The sequence below is a fragment of the Nostoc sp. CALU 546 genome (assembly GCF_048836525.1).
The window spans coordinates 13,257-29,605 of sequence record NZ_JAWJTF010000082.1; the positions used below are offsets into that span (position 1 = coordinate 13,257).

Sequence of the window (16,349 nt, forward strand, 5' to 3'; positions counted from 1 at the left end):
TGGGGTTATCCTACCGGAAAATTGAAAGCTATCAAAGTTAGGTTTAAATCTCAAGGCTCAATTGCAAAGCGGGATTAGCAAGATTCTGAACTTGTGATTTTTTCTCCAAATCAAGTTTAACTTCGTAATTAGTAATGAATAATTCTTTACCTTTAGCTGCACCAATTTGTTTATAGTTATTCATGCCATACTGCAATTCCCACTCTGAAATATTAGCCCATTGAAAATTTTCTCGAATTTGCGTTGAGTTGTCGTAGGTAATTAGCCAACGATGATGACATTGTTGCAAAAGTTCAGCAAATCTCTGATGTTCAAAAGAAGTGTGCAAGTCACCGTCTTTACCATATAGCTTTGATTTTGTAGCACTAAAATACGGTGGATCTAAAAATAAAAATACGTCTTCTCCTTGTGTTTTTAATAGGTGGCTGTAATCTAAATTAGTAATTTGGACGTTTTTTGATAGTATATATTCTAGCTTTTCTAGCCGTTCTATTGAAGAATTAGTAAATCTTTTATGAAAAGCTTCTTGAGAAAAACCACCTGATTCTACAGTTCCAGAAAAAGTAATTCTATTGAGTACGAAAAACCTAACCGCTCTTTCTAAATCAGATAACTTATTTACATCTACACTAGTTAATTCTGTAAAGAGTAATTTACCATCTGTATATTTGACTTTAATCTGTCGAATTTCTTTAACTAATTTAGGTAGCTCAGATTGGGCAAATTTCCAAAACAAAAAGAGTTCGCGGTTTAAATCGTTAATCCAGATTTTGATATGAGGAAACTTTTGTCTTAAATAAATAAATACAGAGCCACCACCCACAAAAGGCTCTCGAAATTCTGAAAAGCTCTCTGGTAAATATTCAACTATTTGATTAATTGCTTTTGACTTACCGCCAGGATATCGTAGAGGACTTTTGAGCATAATTTAGAAATAGTCACACTTGGGGTAATAACAAACGCTTTAGCTAAATCAGCATCAATGCTTTCATTGTCTGCTCCTGTAGCGTAACCGAGATTAATGCTTCCAGCATGACTTCGGAAGCGTTGACGAGCTGCTTCTTTCTCTGTTTCAGGTTGCGAATTTTCACGTCTTACAGAAGCATACTGCTGTTCTATAGAAGTAGCTACCAATTCTGCAAGAGATACGCCTGCAACCTCGGCTTGTTGCTGTAATGTCGCGTAAACTTCATCACTTAATTCAAAGCTTAAAACCTGACTCACCGCACTACACCTCAGCTACTATATGTAAGCATGAATGTCATATTAACTTAGTTTATCAACAACAGATAGCTTTTTCTTTATGGTATAAATATTGAGCTACCAGCCAGTAGGGATTAAGCACTCTTATTAGAAATAATTGTAATTATTATGTGAAATATCCAGGGCAATTTTCTTGTCTCACCAAAAGCTTAAATTATCTATTCAAAACTCCTATAGGAATCCGCTTTGATTTCTGTACTGAGTTTTTTCAGAAATAAAATATGAGTCCTATACAATCATCTACTCAGGATTATTTTTATGTCCCGTTCTGCACCCTATCAACCTTTGTTATTGCGAATTCTTCACGGCTTAAGTGGAATTTTAGTTATCGCAGCAATTATTACTGGATTTCTAGTTTACAACACTTACGATCGCAGATTTGGCAGAATCCCATTCCCTCAAATTGGTTATATTCAGGGCATTCACGGCACTTTTGCATTATTTTTCTTGCTTATTCTCCCTGCTTTTGCCCTCTATAGCTTTCATGCTGGACAAAAGCGCCTTGTTCAATCTGATTCTTTGCAGCAACTAACTCAGGTTGGCAAGCCAATTTGGTGGGTTAGCTTGCAACGTCTAGCAAATACTCTCATGCTCATCGCCGCTATTTTGGCTGTGAACTCTGGCAGGATGATGAAGGAAGAGTGGCTTCCAGCAGGGCAGCTAGATCATATTTGGTACTCACTCCACCTTTGTGCCTGGGTTGTGATGGTTGGCTGTGTGGCGGTTCATGTTTTGATGTCTACTAAGGTGGGTGGTGCGCCGTTGTTACTCTCTATGTTTTCGTGGAAGTTTCGCCCAGAAGATAGCCCTGCTAAATGGTCTAGTCGTTTTCGTGTTTGGTTGACTAGCTTACAGGCTAACTTTGGTGCGGTAATGAATAATTTTATGCAAAACAATTTTTACCTCAGAATTATTGAGGTGATTGTGTTGGGTGGAATTCTGACGGCGTTTGTCTTACCTGTATTTTTTCCCGGTAGTGAGTCATAGGTCAATATAATTCGTAATTCGTAATTCGTAATGACGCTCGCAGACTCGCTACCGCTACGCTAACGTAATTCGTAATTACAATCAGTGGGGGCTTCAAGGGAAACGCATCTAATTTATTTTGACAAAATGTAATTTATATGCATGAAAAAAAGGGATGTATTAGGAGGTTACTATCAATGTAGCTGTAGGCATAGGAAACTGTTAAGATTAAACTACGTACCCGTAATATACACTGCTGAATTTTGACTTGATTTAATGTTGCATTTCCGTAAAAATCTGTTACATTACTTTACAGGCAGTTATAACTGTTACAACATAAAGCTCGGAGTATTATTTATGGCAGACGTTAAGAAGACTACGCCTTCGGTTTCAGAAGATCCTAATGCTTTGCGCTGGGGCTTCACTCCTCAGAGCGAAAACTGGAACGGTCGTTTTGCAATGATTGGTTTTTTATCTGCTGTTGCGCTTGAAGTGTTTTCTGGTCAAGGGATTTTACACTTCTGGGGCATCCTTTAGATTTAAACGTTTTTACCTTCATTAGATGATGAGGCAAGGCAGCGATTCACCAAATCGTCTGCCTTTCCTTGTATTAGAGAATTTTCTTAGCGTGATGAGCGAAATATTACACGGCCTGGAGATTCTTCTTGATTAATTCGCGTATATACTCGAAGACAAGTTAAGACTTCACCAGGAATACCACCACAGTCTAGTTGTAAGTCATCCTTGGATGAAGCACAGATATCTGCATAAAGTCCCGATAATTGGCGAATTCGCACTTCATTACCTGCATTAATTGCCTCATCAGCGACTTTCTTCAAAATGCGTCGTGATTCTTGTTGTAGCTTTCCCCACCAAGAATAGCGTTCAGCTGGTGGTATGAATACTAGGGAATGTATGGCTTCGTCCATGTCAATCCAAGCACGGAGAATTGACAGGGGATCAGTGTTTTTTTCAGCTTTTTGGGTGCGTTGGAAGCGATCGCTTAAAGCATCAATATATTGATGACGCTGTTCTGGTTTGGAGTGCAAGGAAACGACATCGAAGCCAAAAACGCTTTTTAATGCATGATGTAAATCTGGGTCTATTTCGATAAAATTCATATATAAAAATAGGAATGCCGCTGGTAAATCGGATGCATTTCCTTGAGTATTTTGAGAATTTGAAAGTGCTTGTTGATACAAGGTCAATCCCTGACTTTGAACAGTACCAGTAAGTCCAGGGTAGATCATTTCGTCTCGGATAAAGGGAAGTTGAAAGAGGTTAGAATTATCTGCGATCGCACCAACTTCTTGAGCTAAATCCAAGGTGCGCGATCGCCAAGTTGTAGCCAAATCCTCTGGGACTCGCAGCAGTTTACGTTGAATCTCATTCCACAAATCAGAATCCGTTGTGCTTTGTAGTTGAGAATTACCCAGATAATAATTCAGTTCTGAGTCAGAATTAAAAGCTTCTCGCAGGTGACTGAGTTTTAAATCAGCTGGCGCATCTTCCCAACCAATATTTTGCTGCGGAGGTTCAGGTTGCAATAGGTTATGAAGTTCTTGCAGCACTTCATCGCATATTTTAGTTCCTGGATCTAGTGGAAATTCTGTGCGAGCCTGATTTAAAGTAGCTTCTAGTCCATACAAACTAAACCGCAGTAACCGGGCTAACTCTGAGTTTTCTACCTCTAATAATTGACGCAAGTGCTGCATGAATATCACCTCCAAATATTTTCGTAGCGAATAAAACTTGGCAAACCTCTGCGCCCCTTAGCGTTTACTTTGCGCCCCTCTGCGTTTAAAAATATTAATTGTTTTCAATGCAGAGGAACACAGAGGTTTAATGTATGCCGCAAAATGGATCGCGTTCTTTATCAACTTCATTGGGCTGCAATTCTAATTCAGCAAGATAAACGCATCCCTCTTCTTTTAGACATTCCTGATTGTTTGATGTCCAGTAAGGCACTTCACCAGCGTGCATCCGCAGAATGCCTTGATCATCGAGAGTTACCCGATATTGGCAAGGATAATCTGTTGTTACATCTGGTTTGGCAAGTGCGCCAATTCGTATCCATTTTTTGCTGTTAGTTTCTGAATCTGTTTGATAAACATAGAAAGTGTGTTGGCCAGTTTGCGGGAAAGGAGGTAAGGGATTACTAATTAACCCAATTCCTGGTTCCGTCACACCATCACGCAGATAGTGAAATTTTTGGAACAATTTACTCCCATCATTTCCTACTTCAAATACAAGATGATAAGCATCTGGTTGATCAACAGTTGCGGACTCAATAACATTGACGGCAATATCACCATCATTCAAGTCTTTATTAAAGCCTTCCACAGCAATATTCCAGTTCAATTTACCATCAGTAAATAGCGCTGAATATTCTGAAACTACCGATTCTAAATCAATGCCAGGAATATCAATTAAATAATGGGGATTTCCTTGACAAAGCAACACATTAAACTCAAGGGTTTGGTCAATCTCAAACTGGACTTTAATTTTTTTTAGAAACTCTGCTTCTTGCATTCCCAGTTTATTCATGAGGTTTTTGCCGTCAAAGCTACCCCATAGTCGTAAATCTCCATCCTCGTAGTCTTGACGGTAAATAATATTAGTTAATTGTATGCCTTGCCATGCAGTACGAACTTTGGCGACAGTTTCCCAAGGTGCGAGTTGATAGAGTTCTTGTCCAGCTTTAAATATGGTGAGTAAATCGTTACTTTGGGTTTTGCGTTTGAAGTTGCAAGGTAAATAATAAAACAGGTTTTTGACATCAATTTCTAGCTGGTTAGCTCCCTTACGCAGCAAGCTTTTAGACTCTTCTGGATCGAACCTTAATCTTCGTAGTTTTTCGGCATAGCAAGCACCGGCAGAGGTAGCTAATTTGGTAAATTCCAACACAAAGGTAATTCGTTCTGGATTCCAGACAAAATATGGAGACTTACTAAATTCTTGGTAGATTTGGCGCTGCACTATGTCTAAATTACAAGTTTTTCCAGACAGAATTAACCAATCAACTTTTTGGGAATTCCAAGAATCTTTGGTGAGATCATCGGGACGCAAGCGACTTTCCATTAATCCTTTAGCAATACCGATCGCTTCTTTAATTCCTGCAACGGCGGCTCGTTCAAATTGATGGTTGTCTAGAGTGACGCAGATGTTATTTGGATCTTGAACTTGCAATTTAACTGTACTTTGGGTGAGCAGTTCGGAAATTTGTTGTTCCGTAAGTGTGAAGGTTAATAGAGAATTATCTGCTGGTGCTTTTTGCCCAAGTTTAAGTTTAGCTGCTTCTGCATAATCCCAAAGGATATAAAATGATTGCAAGCGTTGGGGTGCTTGTTGCCAACGGGTGGGTAATACTTTCTCGGCAGTATCTAAGGCATCTTTGTAAGCGATATCGCCTTCTGGATTTTCTTTATCTAGACATTTTAAAAGACTACCAGTTTTGAATTTGCCTTGTTCTAAAAAGCGCTCGTTTAACTCAGAGCTAATTAAATCTTCTAGCTTTTCACTTTCGATATCACCTATTGTCACTGCTGTCAATAAAAAGTCTGCGATCGCAACTTTTAATAATCTAAAAATCCGCAGTGTAATTAACTCACCACCTAATTGTAAATGACCGGATGAACCTAATAGTTTGGGAGTAAGTTTATAGTAACGTCCTCCTAAACCTCGGTCTTCATAATCGGCAAAAGTAGGGGTTTTATCTTCTAAAGTCAGTTCAATTAAAGCTAAATCTGTGGTTCCGCCGCCGATATCCAAAACTAGGACATTTTGTGACCATTTATTTCCTACTTGACGGCAACGAGTTTTGAATGACTCGATGCCAATATTCAGATTACCGCCAAATTCTCGCCACAAAAAGAATATTGCCACAGAAACGGCTTCATCATAAGCAGTTTGGACATCATCGATCCCCAATTGCTCAACAAATTCCTTAACTTCCTTGCGAACAACTGGTGGGGCGACAGTTGGGTAAGTGACAACTGCTGTTAAAAAAGTCCCTTCTGAAAATCTGCGTTGGGCGCGTTGGCGGTAATCTTCAGTTAACTCGATTAAATGCGCCCAAGCAGATTGGATTAGTTGATTAGCAGTAATTATTTCTTCTTCACCATCCAAAATAATTGAAAACGATCGCTCCTGACCAAAATAGCGTTTGGGTGAATGGTGAAATCTGCTGATAATTTCCTTTAAAGAACTGCTTGTACCTTGAGCGATCGCTTTTTTGCGGTTATCTCTAGCTTCCCTACCCATCCGCAGTTTTAAGTCCCCTAACTGCGAAATTTCCAACTCGCTAGGAATTTCCGTATCGCGGCGATCGATATCCAGCACAACTGGGATCAGATTTTGTGACTCTAGGGTAGGGACGCGGAATACCTCATGATAGATTTGGTAAAGTTTTTTGCTGACAGCACGGCGAAACCTCTCGCTGTTTCCTAAAGAAAGCTCAATTTGGCGAATTGCTTCCAAAAATCGTTCTTTGTTGTCACTTTCAAAGACTTCACTCAACTTTGTTGGCTCTATCTCCAGATTTTTGCTAATTTCGATGATAAACTTTGCCCAATCATCATCGCTGACATCTGGTAAAGCCACGGAGGCGGGAGAACTCAGCCATTGTGATAAGCGATCGCGCAACCGCATTTCTTGTTCTTTGGGAAGAATTTCTGCGATCGGTACTTCAATTGGATCGAAGAGTGTAACTGTGGAGTTTGACGTACCAAAATCTAAAGCAAACCATCCCGGAAATCTTTTTTGTGGTTTCTCACTTGGTTCTTGATCACTATATTTGTTGAGTTGAAAAGGGTTCATTATAGTATCACTTTATGTTGTTTGTTTTATAGCTGGCTAAAACTGTAATGTCTCATCATAAAATTACAAATTTCGAGAATCTTTGTAGTAAAAACTTTTCATCTTTGGTCTTGTACCACTGATTCTCTTTAGCACTGGCTTTTTTATTTGGCGCGATATTTACGTTGGGCTACGCTTTTATATAGAAAGGGCGTAGGCGTAGCCCAAACTAGACATCGCTCTGAAAATTGCAGCAGTTATTAAGTTGATGTTGAAGATTCTTGCTCAGTTGCAATTCTTACTTGTTTGATGGTTAAACTAAGTAACTGGGCAACCTGTTCCATTGACATACCACAAGCTAACAGCGGAGGTACAAGTTCAAGTTTGAGTTCTTCTCGTCCCTCTTGTTTAGCTTCTTGATAAACCCTAGTTTCTTCTAACTTAACTCCTAACATTGCCTCTACCTCTTCACGACTTAAGTTGGCAAACTTATAAACTGCGATCGTTGTGATTACTCAGATGCAAGTCTTACTTGTTCGATGGTTAAATTAAGTAATTGGGCAACCTCTTCCATCGACATACCACGAGCTAAGAACTGAGGCACAAGTTCAAGTTTTACTTGTTCTCTTCCTCGTTGTACTCCTAGTTCTATGCCCTCTTGTTTAGCTTCTTGATAAACTCTAGTTTCTTCTAACTTAACTCCTAACATAGCCTCTACCTCTTCACGACTTAAGTTGGCAAATTTATAAACAGCAATCGTTGTGATTACATCTATTATCTCCTTCTTAGCTAAAACAGTTATCTGTTCTTGCTGCACCCGCTCAATTAAACGTTTCGCTTCTTGCACCATTTGAGTCTCTGAGGCAATAGTCAACTGCATCAAACTGATACCTACTTTTTGCTCATCAGGACTACCTAACTCATCTAAATAAATCCGTTGTACTTGGGAACTGTTCAGTAACGATCTGTGAATAGTAGTATTTTCCGGTTCCAAGCTGCGAGACTGTAAAATAATTACCCCGTACCAGTCATCGTAAAGCGACGGGTTGCGATACATATACAGCATGGATTCGGTGAAAAAGCGATGGTACAGTAACTCATCCTTTTGGAATTGCACCTCAGCAAAAAATATCATCTGAGATGTTGCATCTGGTGGAGGTAAAAATACCCCATCAATCCGAAACGTTGGTTCTTTAACTTCAACTGATTCAAAGCGATAGCTACTAGCTTCGGCTGGTGGCTGTTCTACTAACTCGAAAAACAATCCTGGGACACGCTTGAAAATTGTATAAAAAATCGCATCACGTCTCACAAATATATCCTCATCTCCGTAGCCGATCGCAATCAGTCATTTTTTCAGTTAGCTCATCTCAAATCATCTAAATAAGAAACAGCAGCAAGTTCTGAAATAATCTGCAACCAAGTAGGAATTGCGATCTCAGATGGCAATTCCCCAGCCGCTAGATATCTGAGCAAAGTTTCTTTTTTGGAAAGGTTTTGCAAACTAGGAATAATTTGATCCAAAATACCTTCTAATTCGGAATTAATTTGCTGATTAACTTCGCTAACATACTGCACAAGATGAAGGCTAGCGCTAGCGGTGATTTCATCTCGCAGCCGCAGGACTAAAAGTTGATGATTGCTCGATCTGGGTAAACCTTGGCTTTTTTCTGGTGCCCAGTCAAAGATTTGACCAACGTTGTGTTTCTCGTCTTGACGCGCTAGAGGAAAGATGGTTTCAGGTGCAACTGTTTTATCTTTACTACTGATTTCTGAGATGATTGCTTCTTTCCATTCGTTAGGATCGCATCCTAGTAATAACTTGTAAAAGAGATCGGCATCTTCAAAGCCAAATTTTTCTTCGATTTCTTGCTCCATTTCTGGATGAAAAAATATCTGCAATTGTTCGCGTTCTGGAGCGACATAATTTGACAGTTGGTTCAACAAATCTACCACTGCTTGATTAATGCGATCGCGGGCAAAATCTTCTACTTCCTTAACGGTTTTCTCAAATACTGGATAAAAATCATCGCTTTTAGTCGGAAGAGAAGTATTTACACGGTTTCCCCGATCAAATAATTTCCCGGCTGCACCTTTAGATTCTGCCAGAGCGATCGCTCCATTGTTGGCTTTGTTGAAGAGTAAAGTCCACTGGTTCCAATTGAGGATTCTAAAAGTGAGTTCGTCTTTAACTACATCGCTGACGACAACACCGCGCCGGTCTTTCAGTGGTTCTGTTCCTAAATCTTTTTGAAAATTTCTATAGATTTTATCCAAGCTTTCGACCACAGAGCGCAACTCGATAAATGCGGGACTGTCTCCTGTGGGAATACCTTGCTCGTGAATTTCATCTATGATGTCTTTCAAATGATCTTGTTGCTGACTCACCACATCAGCAGCCCTGCGAGTATCTTCATACAGTTGCTTCAAACCATGAGTCGCTACGTGGGTTTGAATTAATTCCCGCAGCTTACTAAGACCTCCATCTTGGCTAAAATAACCTAGCTGTCTACCCAAATAACTGCGAGTGTTAGATTCTATAAGTCGTTCACTTAAGCGGTGCCATTTTTCTTGTAGCCGTTTAGACCGATCTAGATAATCCGGATAATCCAAGTTAGCCAAAAACTCTGATGAGCCGGCTTTCACGCTACTAGAACGTTTTGCCAATTCAGCTAGTCCCAACAGTGGCGATAGTAAAACGATGCGGTCTTTTTGGGTTGTAAACGCTTCTGTACCGTCAATGGTAGTTTGCAGAACTTTGAGTTTTTGGAAAACCGTTTCCTCTTGTAAATGGCTATCTTCAATGAGCTGATCGAGTTCTCTTTCGCCGCCTTCACTATCTAGGGGTAGTTGATCGAAGCGACCCACACCTACGAGAATTAAATCTTTCAGGTCTTGTCCTGGTCGCTGCTGCTGCATCATGGTGAAAATTTTATTGGCGCGATCGCTCCCCGGCGATTTACCATTTAGCAATACCAAAATTGTCTGCACTTCTGCCAATTCTCGCAGCGACAAAAAGGTATCCCTAGCCCCTGAATTAGCAGCCCCCAATCCCGGAAAGTCGATGAGAATAAATTTAGCTGCACCTGCAAAATCCCAAATTTCCCGTGAGATTTTCACATCAATATCTACGCGGCGGATGAGGGGGAAACTGTTTTGCAATAACTTTGTTGGTAGCCTCTGGGGTGGACTTGGTAATCGGATATGCGCTGGGGGTAGATCCTCAAATTTCAGAGTTTGGATTGCCATTGGCTGTTCGACTAGCTGTAGCCCCTCGCGGGCGGTGATAGCATCAATCTGGTAGTGCCCACCACACATAACTTCCCCATAAGCTTGATAAGCCCGCAGGAATAATACCAACTCCCGGAGCAAATAACGTAGCTCTAAATTGTTACTGCTATTCCATGCTTCTTCACACCAGCCAATAATATCTGTGCCAGAGTTGAGTTTCGATACTGGTATCGGAGGAAGCCCCGCTGCTGTTGTTCGTTTATTGGCTTCCCCTAGCATGAAGCGCAGACACTCATGTACTCCTTCATGAGAAAGATACTCTACCGTAAAGTTACTTAATTGTGTCGTTGCGAAATCGTCTTGTGGGATAATATGTATGGCGGTAACATTACCTGTAGTGGGATTTTCACTGACTGGCAAAGCATCAGCATATCCAATTAGACTGCCTAAAAGTAGGGTTTTTCCACTACTGAATTCCCCCATCACACCAATTTTCACAGGCGAAGTTGCCAGGTCTACAGTTTTCTGGGCAGCTGACCGCAGACGCAGGAGACACTCATCAAGACTAGCTGGAACCCAATCTTCTTGTTTAGAAGGGTACTGGGGCACAGAATCTATCTTTCGGAGGATGAATTCGCCGTACTCCTTAAAACGGCCCAGTTTATCTGGTTCCATAGAGTAGTTTCCGCCTAACATTAATTTCTGTGAGCTTTATAACATAAAAAATGCGATTTCTAGTCATTGTTGCAATGTGTTGATATTACATTTAGCATTTCTCTCATTTAACTTGCGATTGTGGGATGAAGCATTTTCAACGGTCAAGACAATTTTGAAACATTGGGTTTTGTTAGGAAAAATAAAAAAGAATTCAGGAGTCAGAATTCAGAAGTCAGAATCAAGATGCTCTATGACTTGCTAACGCTGCGCTATCAAAATTCATTCTGGCTCCTGACTCCTGAATTATGTTTTACTAAAGTTGAGTTTTATACCACCAAATGATTGAACACTGCCTAGTTAAAGATGTAAGTATTAAACCTTTTTATACAACTGATTTAAGGAATAAGAGTTTGAGACAGTTTTTGCATAAGTCCTTAAGATACAAGGTTTTTGGCACTAACCCAAGGGTATTAGAATATAATTCGCTACTACACAAGCCAAATCCGCCTAAGCAAAAAGTTTTAAACCTACAGAGGTGGGTTTTGCCTGTATAGCCGTGGCTTCTAGTCGCCATGACTCTCATGCTCGGATAAGCATTTTGAACTCGGAATTGGGTTTGGGGAAAAGGTTAAAGGGTAAAGGTTAAAGGTTTTTTCTTACCCCTTACCCCTTACCCTTTTCCCCAAAACCCGACAAGTATTGCCATGACTCTAATTCATGCTGAATTCTTCTTGATAAAAAATCAATATTTATTTTGTATGAAATTCTTGAGTATTGTGAATTTCTTGTGAAGACATAAACACCTGACAGAGAATCATGTAGTTTTAGTGAAGCTAAATTGGGTTTTTCAGCAACGAGATTGCATAGCTAAGATGAATTTATCGGTGATTTTAATAAGAAACAAAGTCAAACAACCTTCCTGACATATAGAGTTTAAATTTCACCAAAAATGCTCAACTTAATCTTAATGATAACTTCAGAATTTTTTAAATTTATTTACAGTAAAAGAGGAATTGCTGCATATATAAAAATAAATAAAGTATTAAGATCGTTAGCAAGTTGGCATGAAAAAGATTATATCCATGTATTAAGAAATCATATTTTCAGACTATTACCTTCATAATTTAGGCAGAGCAGGCAGGCAAAAGTGTTTTCTAAAAAGGTGCAGAGCTACATTAACCAAATCATCATTGCCCCATCAGAAATACAACAGGATGAAAAAGTGTTTTGCCGACAGGTGGATACTGCTCCTCTGATGATTTGGATGTCTGGATATAATGCACTTTACTGTTACTTCAATTCCAATTGGCTAGAATTTACTGGCACAGCAACAGGTACGTCTGCATTTGTGCAAGGAGAGGAGATAGGCAATATCTGGACTTGTAGCGTCCATCCAGAAGATAGACAGCGATGTGAAGATATATACCTAAGAGCCTTTGCTGTACATGATTCCTTCCAGAGGCAATATCGCTTGCGTCGGGCTGATGGCGAATATCACTGGATTTTAGATACAGCCGCGCCAAGATTTGCCGTAGATGGTAGCTTTGTTGGTTATATCGGTTATTGTATTGATCTAACAGAAGTGCCGAGAGTGGTATGCCAACCTTCTCTAACAGAAAGCTACTCGCCATCTACAAATTCCTCTCGCCGTCTACGTAAAATTACAGCAAAGAAACAAGCAGCCGAATTAGCAAAAGCACTAGAACAACTGGAAGCTGAAACTACAAAACGCCAAGCAGTTGAAGCACAGTTAAGCCAAAAAACATCAGAGTTAGCAGCGATTTTGCAAGTGCTTCCTGATTTGTACTTTCGTCTCAATGCTGATGGAACTATCCTGGATTACAAGGCAGGAAAAGTTGAGAGTCTGTATATTTCACCAGAAGATTGTCAGGGCAAGAGTTTGCGAGAATGCTTACCGACTAGTGTAGGCGATCGCTTCCAGCAAGCAATAACTCAAGTACTTCAAACTCAATATGAAGTCAGTTTTGAATATACCTTACCGCTACCAGAAAAAAACAATATTTTTGAAGCTAGGTTATTACCATTACCAGACCAGCAAGTTATAGTTCTTGTCCGCGACATCTGCGACAACATTCAAGAAGCATTGATAGAAAGCGATGCCAAGTTTCGCAGCATTGTGGAAAATGCCAATAACATTATTTTTTCGCTGACACTTGAAGGAATATTTTCCTACGTTTCTCCTAACTGGACTGAAATTTTTGGGCATGAGGTTGCAGAGGTTGAAGGCAAATCATTTATTCCCTTTATACATCCCGACGATGTGCATATCTGTGTCGATTATTTCCAAAGAATTTTGACAACAGGCAAGAAACAAGAGGCAATTGAATATCGAGTAAAACACAAAAATGGTAGTTGGCGATGGCATACAAGCAACTCATCTGCTATTAAAGACGCCAATGGTAATATTATAAACTTCGTTGGTATTTGCCATGACACCACTGACCGCAAACAAGCAGAAATTGCGCTCAAAGAAAGTGCCCAACGAGAAGCACTACTCAATCGTCTTTCTAATCATATTCGAGCTTCCTTGGATCTCAATTACATTGTAGAAACAGCAGTGCAGGAGATTCATCACTTATTCCAGATCGATCGCTGCGCCTTCTTTTGGTATCGCCAAGATGCTGATGTACCATACTGGGATAAAGTATATGAGGTGAAGAGTTCCTTTTTACCCTGTCTGCTTAACGACCAAGAAGCAACTAATGCAGAAATCGAACTAATCGCAGCCAAAACTTTGAACGGAGAAATCATCCGTATTAACGATGTAGAGACTGTGGGCGATTCCATAGCACGGCAGTTTTTGCAGGATTTTGGTTTCACTGCCTTTATGTCACTGCCCGTACACACTCAATCTGGTGAAATTGGCACATTTAGCTGTGGTTATTGCAGCGGCTTCCGGTCTTGGCTGGACAACGAAGTAGAATTATTACAAGCAGTTACAGTTCAACTAGCGATCGCTATTGACCAAGCTAAACTTTACACTCAAAGTCGCATTGCTGCCCAAACTGCCCAAGATAAAGCCCAGCAACTAGAAGCAGCGCTACTAGAACTTCAACAAACTCAAGCGCAACTGATTCAAACTGAAAAAATGTCCAGTTTGGGACAATTAGTTGCAGGTATTGCCCACGAAATCAATAATCCCGTCAATTTTATTTACGGCAATATTAGCCACGCCCGTGAATATACCAAGGATTTGCTGCACTTAGTAGACCTTTATCAACAGAGTTACTGCCCACCAACACCAGAAATTCACCAACAAATCCACACCATTGATTTAGACTTTCTCAAGCAAGATTTGCCCAAAATTCTGGATTCTATGAACATGGGAGCCGAACGCATTCGGCAGATTGTCCTGTCTTTACGCAATTTTTCTCGCCATGATGAAGACGGCACAAAGGCAGTGGATATTCATGAAGGTATTGATAGCACCTTGCTGCTATTGCAAAATCGCCTGAAAGCCAAACCAGGAAATCCCGAAATCCAAGTAATCCGAGAGTATGGCAACCTGCCACCAATAGTCTGTCACGCTGGACAGATGAATCAGGTGTTTATGAATCTGTTGACAAATGCGATCGATGTCTTGGAAGAGGGACTGGGGATTGGGGACTGGGGACTAGGGACTGGGGAATGGGGAAAAGTTTTCCAAATACCCAATACCCCATGCCCAATGCCCAATGCCCAATGCCCCATTCCCACAATTCGCATTCGCAGCTTTATTCAAGAAGACCGTGTAATAATTAGCATTGCTGACAATGGCCCAGGCATGACCGAGGAAGTACGCAAACGCCTATTTGACCCCTTCTTCACTACAAAACCTGTGGGTAAAGGTACGGGCATGGGTTTGTCAATTAGCTACCAGATTGTTGTCAACAAACATGGTGGTCAAATCCAGTGTATTTCAGCACCAGGACAAGGTTCTGAGTTTGTGATTATGATTCCACTACAGGAGCAACCCTCAACGTAGATATCATCAAAACAGGGAGTGGGGAGTGAGGGAGAATATTGAAAAGACCCTACTCCCTACTCCCTCGTTAAAAAGCCTTAACTTAGACTTAATCAAAAGTTAATCTATTGGTTGTTAACTAGGATTAACTCGCTTTTTGCTGCAACATTTGAACCCTCCAAAAAATCTGAAAATTTCAGGGATTGGGGGGATTATTTCTCTTGAAGAAGAATTCAGAATTCAGGAGTCAGAATTCAGGAGTCAGAATCAAGACGCTCTCTACGAGACGCTAAAAGCGTAGCTTGCAACTCTTACAGAGTACGCGGACTCGCTTGCCGCCGGCGCTATCCGCCAGTCACTTTAGAATTCATTCTGAATTCTGACTCCTGACTCCTGAATTCTGTTTAGTAAAGTGTTGCAGTGAAATTGATTTAAAAACTTTGTAATGGTAGTAATATAGCCGTAGCCACATAGGTTAGGACATTTTGAAAACCCCAAGGCTAGGAATAGTAATACTTTTACCTCCTGCCTCCTGCCTTCTGCCTCCTGCCTTCTGCCTCCTGCCTCCTGCCTCCTGCCTTCTGCCTCCTGCCTCCTGCCTTCTGCCTCCTGCCTCCTGCCTCCTGCCTCCTGCCTCCTGCTATATCTTTGCGTAGGCGTAGCCCAACCCAGGCATCGCACCTTTGAAAAAAAATCCGTGAGTACAAATAATAGAAGGCTGGGATGATACAACCCCAAAGTCAAAATAGTATCACCTACACACAGGTTATCCACCTAAGTCATGTCATTGACATAGACATTCCCCAATGGTCTGGAGATCCCATAGTAGAATTTGAAACTGTAGCTGAACTAAATAATGATGGCTATTACCTGCGGCGTTTCTCCTTGGGGGAACATAGTGCTACCCATATCAACGCCCCTAACAGTTTTCATCGTTCTGCCGTGGGAATTGACCAATATCCAGCCCAATCTTTAGTTGTACCTGCGGTGGTCATCAATATTTGCCAAGCCACGGCGGTTAATCCTGATTATGCCCTGACTATTGCTGATGTTTTGGCTTGGGAAGAAGAATACGGTGAAATTTCTCCTGGTTGCGTAGTTATACTGAATACTGGTTGGCAAAAAAAGTGGTTTGATAAAAGTGCATTCCTCAATCACGATTCTCAAGGAATTGCCCACTTTCCAGGCTTTGGCAGCGATGCGGCTCAATTTTTACTGGATGAACGGCAAATCGCTGGGGTAGGAATTGATACTCATGGTGTAGACCCTGGACAGGATAACAGTTTTGCGATTAACCGCTTGGTATTGGAAAAACCGCGCATTGTGTTGGAGAATCTAACAAATTTAGATCAACTGCCACCTAAAGGTACTACTCTAGCGATCGCACCTCTAAGATTACGTGGTGGTTCTGGTTCTCCCGTGGGGGTATTGGCGTTCGTCCCTTAATTTTTATATCGATATTTGGTGATCA

Annotated in this window: 11 protein-coding genes; 4 read left to right on the plus strand and 7 right to left on the minus strand. The window is 40.7% G+C overall.

All coding sequences use genetic code 11. From position 1 onward, the window contains the following. Positions 1 to 43 precede the first annotated feature (43 nt). Together RRG12_RS30290 and RRG12_RS30295 are read right to left on the minus strand one after the other, a co-directional pair. A complete protein-coding gene (locus RRG12_RS30290) occupies positions 44 to 925 on the minus strand; it encodes a DNA adenine methylase (protein WP_420761758.1) in 882 nt (293 codons plus the stop codon). Beyond that, the gene (locus tag RRG12_RS30295; protein ID WP_420761759.1) at positions 868 to 1,224 is read right to left on the minus strand and encodes a hypothetical protein; all 357 of its coding nucleotides are present in this window, start codon (positions 1,222 to 1,224) and stop codon (positions 868 to 870) included. The genes RRG12_RS30290 and RRG12_RS30295 overlap by 58 nt, the downstream gene beginning before the upstream one ends. A 297-nt stretch (positions 1,225 to 1,521) precedes the next feature. On the opposite strand from RRG12_RS30295, the gene RRG12_RS30300 reads away from it, so the two are divergent. Both RRG12_RS30300 and RRG12_RS30305 read left to right on the plus strand, forming a co-directional pair. Further along, positions 1,522 to 2,250 (plus strand): cytochrome b/b6 domain-containing protein, encoded by a 729-nt coding sequence (locus RRG12_RS30300; protein WP_420761760.1) that lies wholly within the window; start codon positions 1,522 to 1,524, stop codon positions 2,248 to 2,250. Between the two features lie 336 nt (positions 2,251 to 2,586). Next, positions 2,587 to 2,766, plus strand: a complete 180-nt coding sequence (locus RRG12_RS30305; protein ID WP_069071239.1) for a high light inducible protein — start codon at positions 2,587 to 2,589, stop codon at positions 2,764 to 2,766. A gap of 86 nt (positions 2,767 to 2,852) precedes the next feature. Here the strand turns inward: RRG12_RS30305 and RRG12_RS30310 are convergent, their stop codons facing one another. From RRG12_RS30310 to RRG12_RS30330, 5 genes are all read right to left on the minus strand, one after another. Further along, positions 2,853 to 3,944, minus strand: a complete 1,092-nt coding sequence (locus tag RRG12_RS30310) for a hypothetical protein (RefSeq protein WP_420761761.1) — start codon at positions 3,942 to 3,944, stop codon at positions 2,853 to 2,855. A 127-nt stretch (positions 3,945 to 4,071) separates the two neighbouring features. Then, entirely contained in the window at positions 4,072 to 7,047 is a 2,976-nt protein-coding gene (locus RRG12_RS30315) for a molecular chaperone (RefSeq protein WP_420761762.1), read from the minus strand. A 239-nt stretch (positions 7,048 to 7,286) separates the two neighbouring features. Next, positions 7,287 to 7,481 (minus strand): aspartate aminotransferase, encoded by a 195-nt coding sequence (locus RRG12_RS30320; protein WP_420761763.1) that lies wholly within the window; start codon positions 7,479 to 7,481, stop codon positions 7,287 to 7,289. Positions 7,482 to 7,537: 56 nt separating this feature from the next. Next, on the minus strand, positions 7,538 to 8,338 hold the full coding sequence (locus tag RRG12_RS30325; RefSeq protein WP_420761764.1) for an Rpn family recombination-promoting nuclease/putative transposase: 801 nt from the start codon (positions 8,336 to 8,338) through the stop codon (positions 7,538 to 7,540). A gap of 53 nt (positions 8,339 to 8,391) precedes the next feature. Next, positions 8,392 to 10,932: a proteasome protein gene (locus tag RRG12_RS30330; protein ID WP_420761765.1), complete on the minus strand. Its 2,541-nt coding sequence runs from the start codon at positions 10,930 to 10,932 to the stop codon at positions 8,392 to 8,394. 1,144 nt (positions 10,933 to 12,076) lie between these two features. Here RRG12_RS30330 and RRG12_RS30335 point away from each other — a divergent pair. Next, positions 12,077 to 14,899, plus strand: coding sequence for a PAS domain S-box protein (locus tag RRG12_RS30335; protein WP_420761766.1), 2,823 nt, complete (start codon positions 12,077 to 12,079; stop codon positions 14,897 to 14,899). Positions 14,900 to 15,601: 702 nt separating this feature from the next. Continuing rightward, positions 15,602 to 16,324: a cyclase family protein gene (locus tag RRG12_RS30340; protein ID WP_420761767.1), complete on the plus strand. Its 723-nt coding sequence runs from the start codon at positions 15,602 to 15,604 to the stop codon at positions 16,322 to 16,324. The last annotated feature ends 25 nt before the right edge of the window (positions 16,325 to 16,349 follow it).

Bases quoted from the DNA above. Each gene is read 5' to 3' on its own strand.
- RRG12_RS30290 (WP_420761758.1), bottom strand. From the start codon at position 925: ATGCTCAAAAGTCCTCTACGATATCCTGGCGGTAAGTCAAAAGCAATT.
- RRG12_RS30300 (WP_420761760.1), top strand. From the start codon at position 1,522: ATGTCCCGTTCTGCACCCTATCAACCTTTGTTATTGCGAATTCTTCAC.
- RRG12_RS30305 (WP_069071239.1), top strand. From the start codon at position 2,587: ATGGCAGACGTTAAGAAGACTACGCCTTCGGTTTCAGAAGATCCTAAT.
- RRG12_RS30310 (WP_420761761.1), bottom strand. From the start codon at position 3,944: ATGCAGCACTTGCGTCAATTATTAGAGGTAGAAAACTCAGAGTTAGCC.
- RRG12_RS30315 (WP_420761762.1), bottom strand. From the start codon at position 7,047: ATGAACCCTTTTCAACTCAACAAATATAGTGATCAAGAACCAAGTGAG.
- RRG12_RS30320 (WP_420761763.1), bottom strand. From the start codon at position 7,481: ATGTTAGGAGTTAAGTTAGAAGAAACTAGGGTTTATCAAGAAGCTAAA.
- RRG12_RS30330 (WP_420761765.1), bottom strand. From the start codon at position 10,932: ATGGAACCAGATAAACTGGGCCGTTTTAAGGAGTACGGCGAATTCATC.
- RRG12_RS30340 (WP_420761767.1), top strand. From the start codon at position 15,602: ATGATACAACCCCAAAGTCAAAATAGTATCACCTACACACAGGTTATC.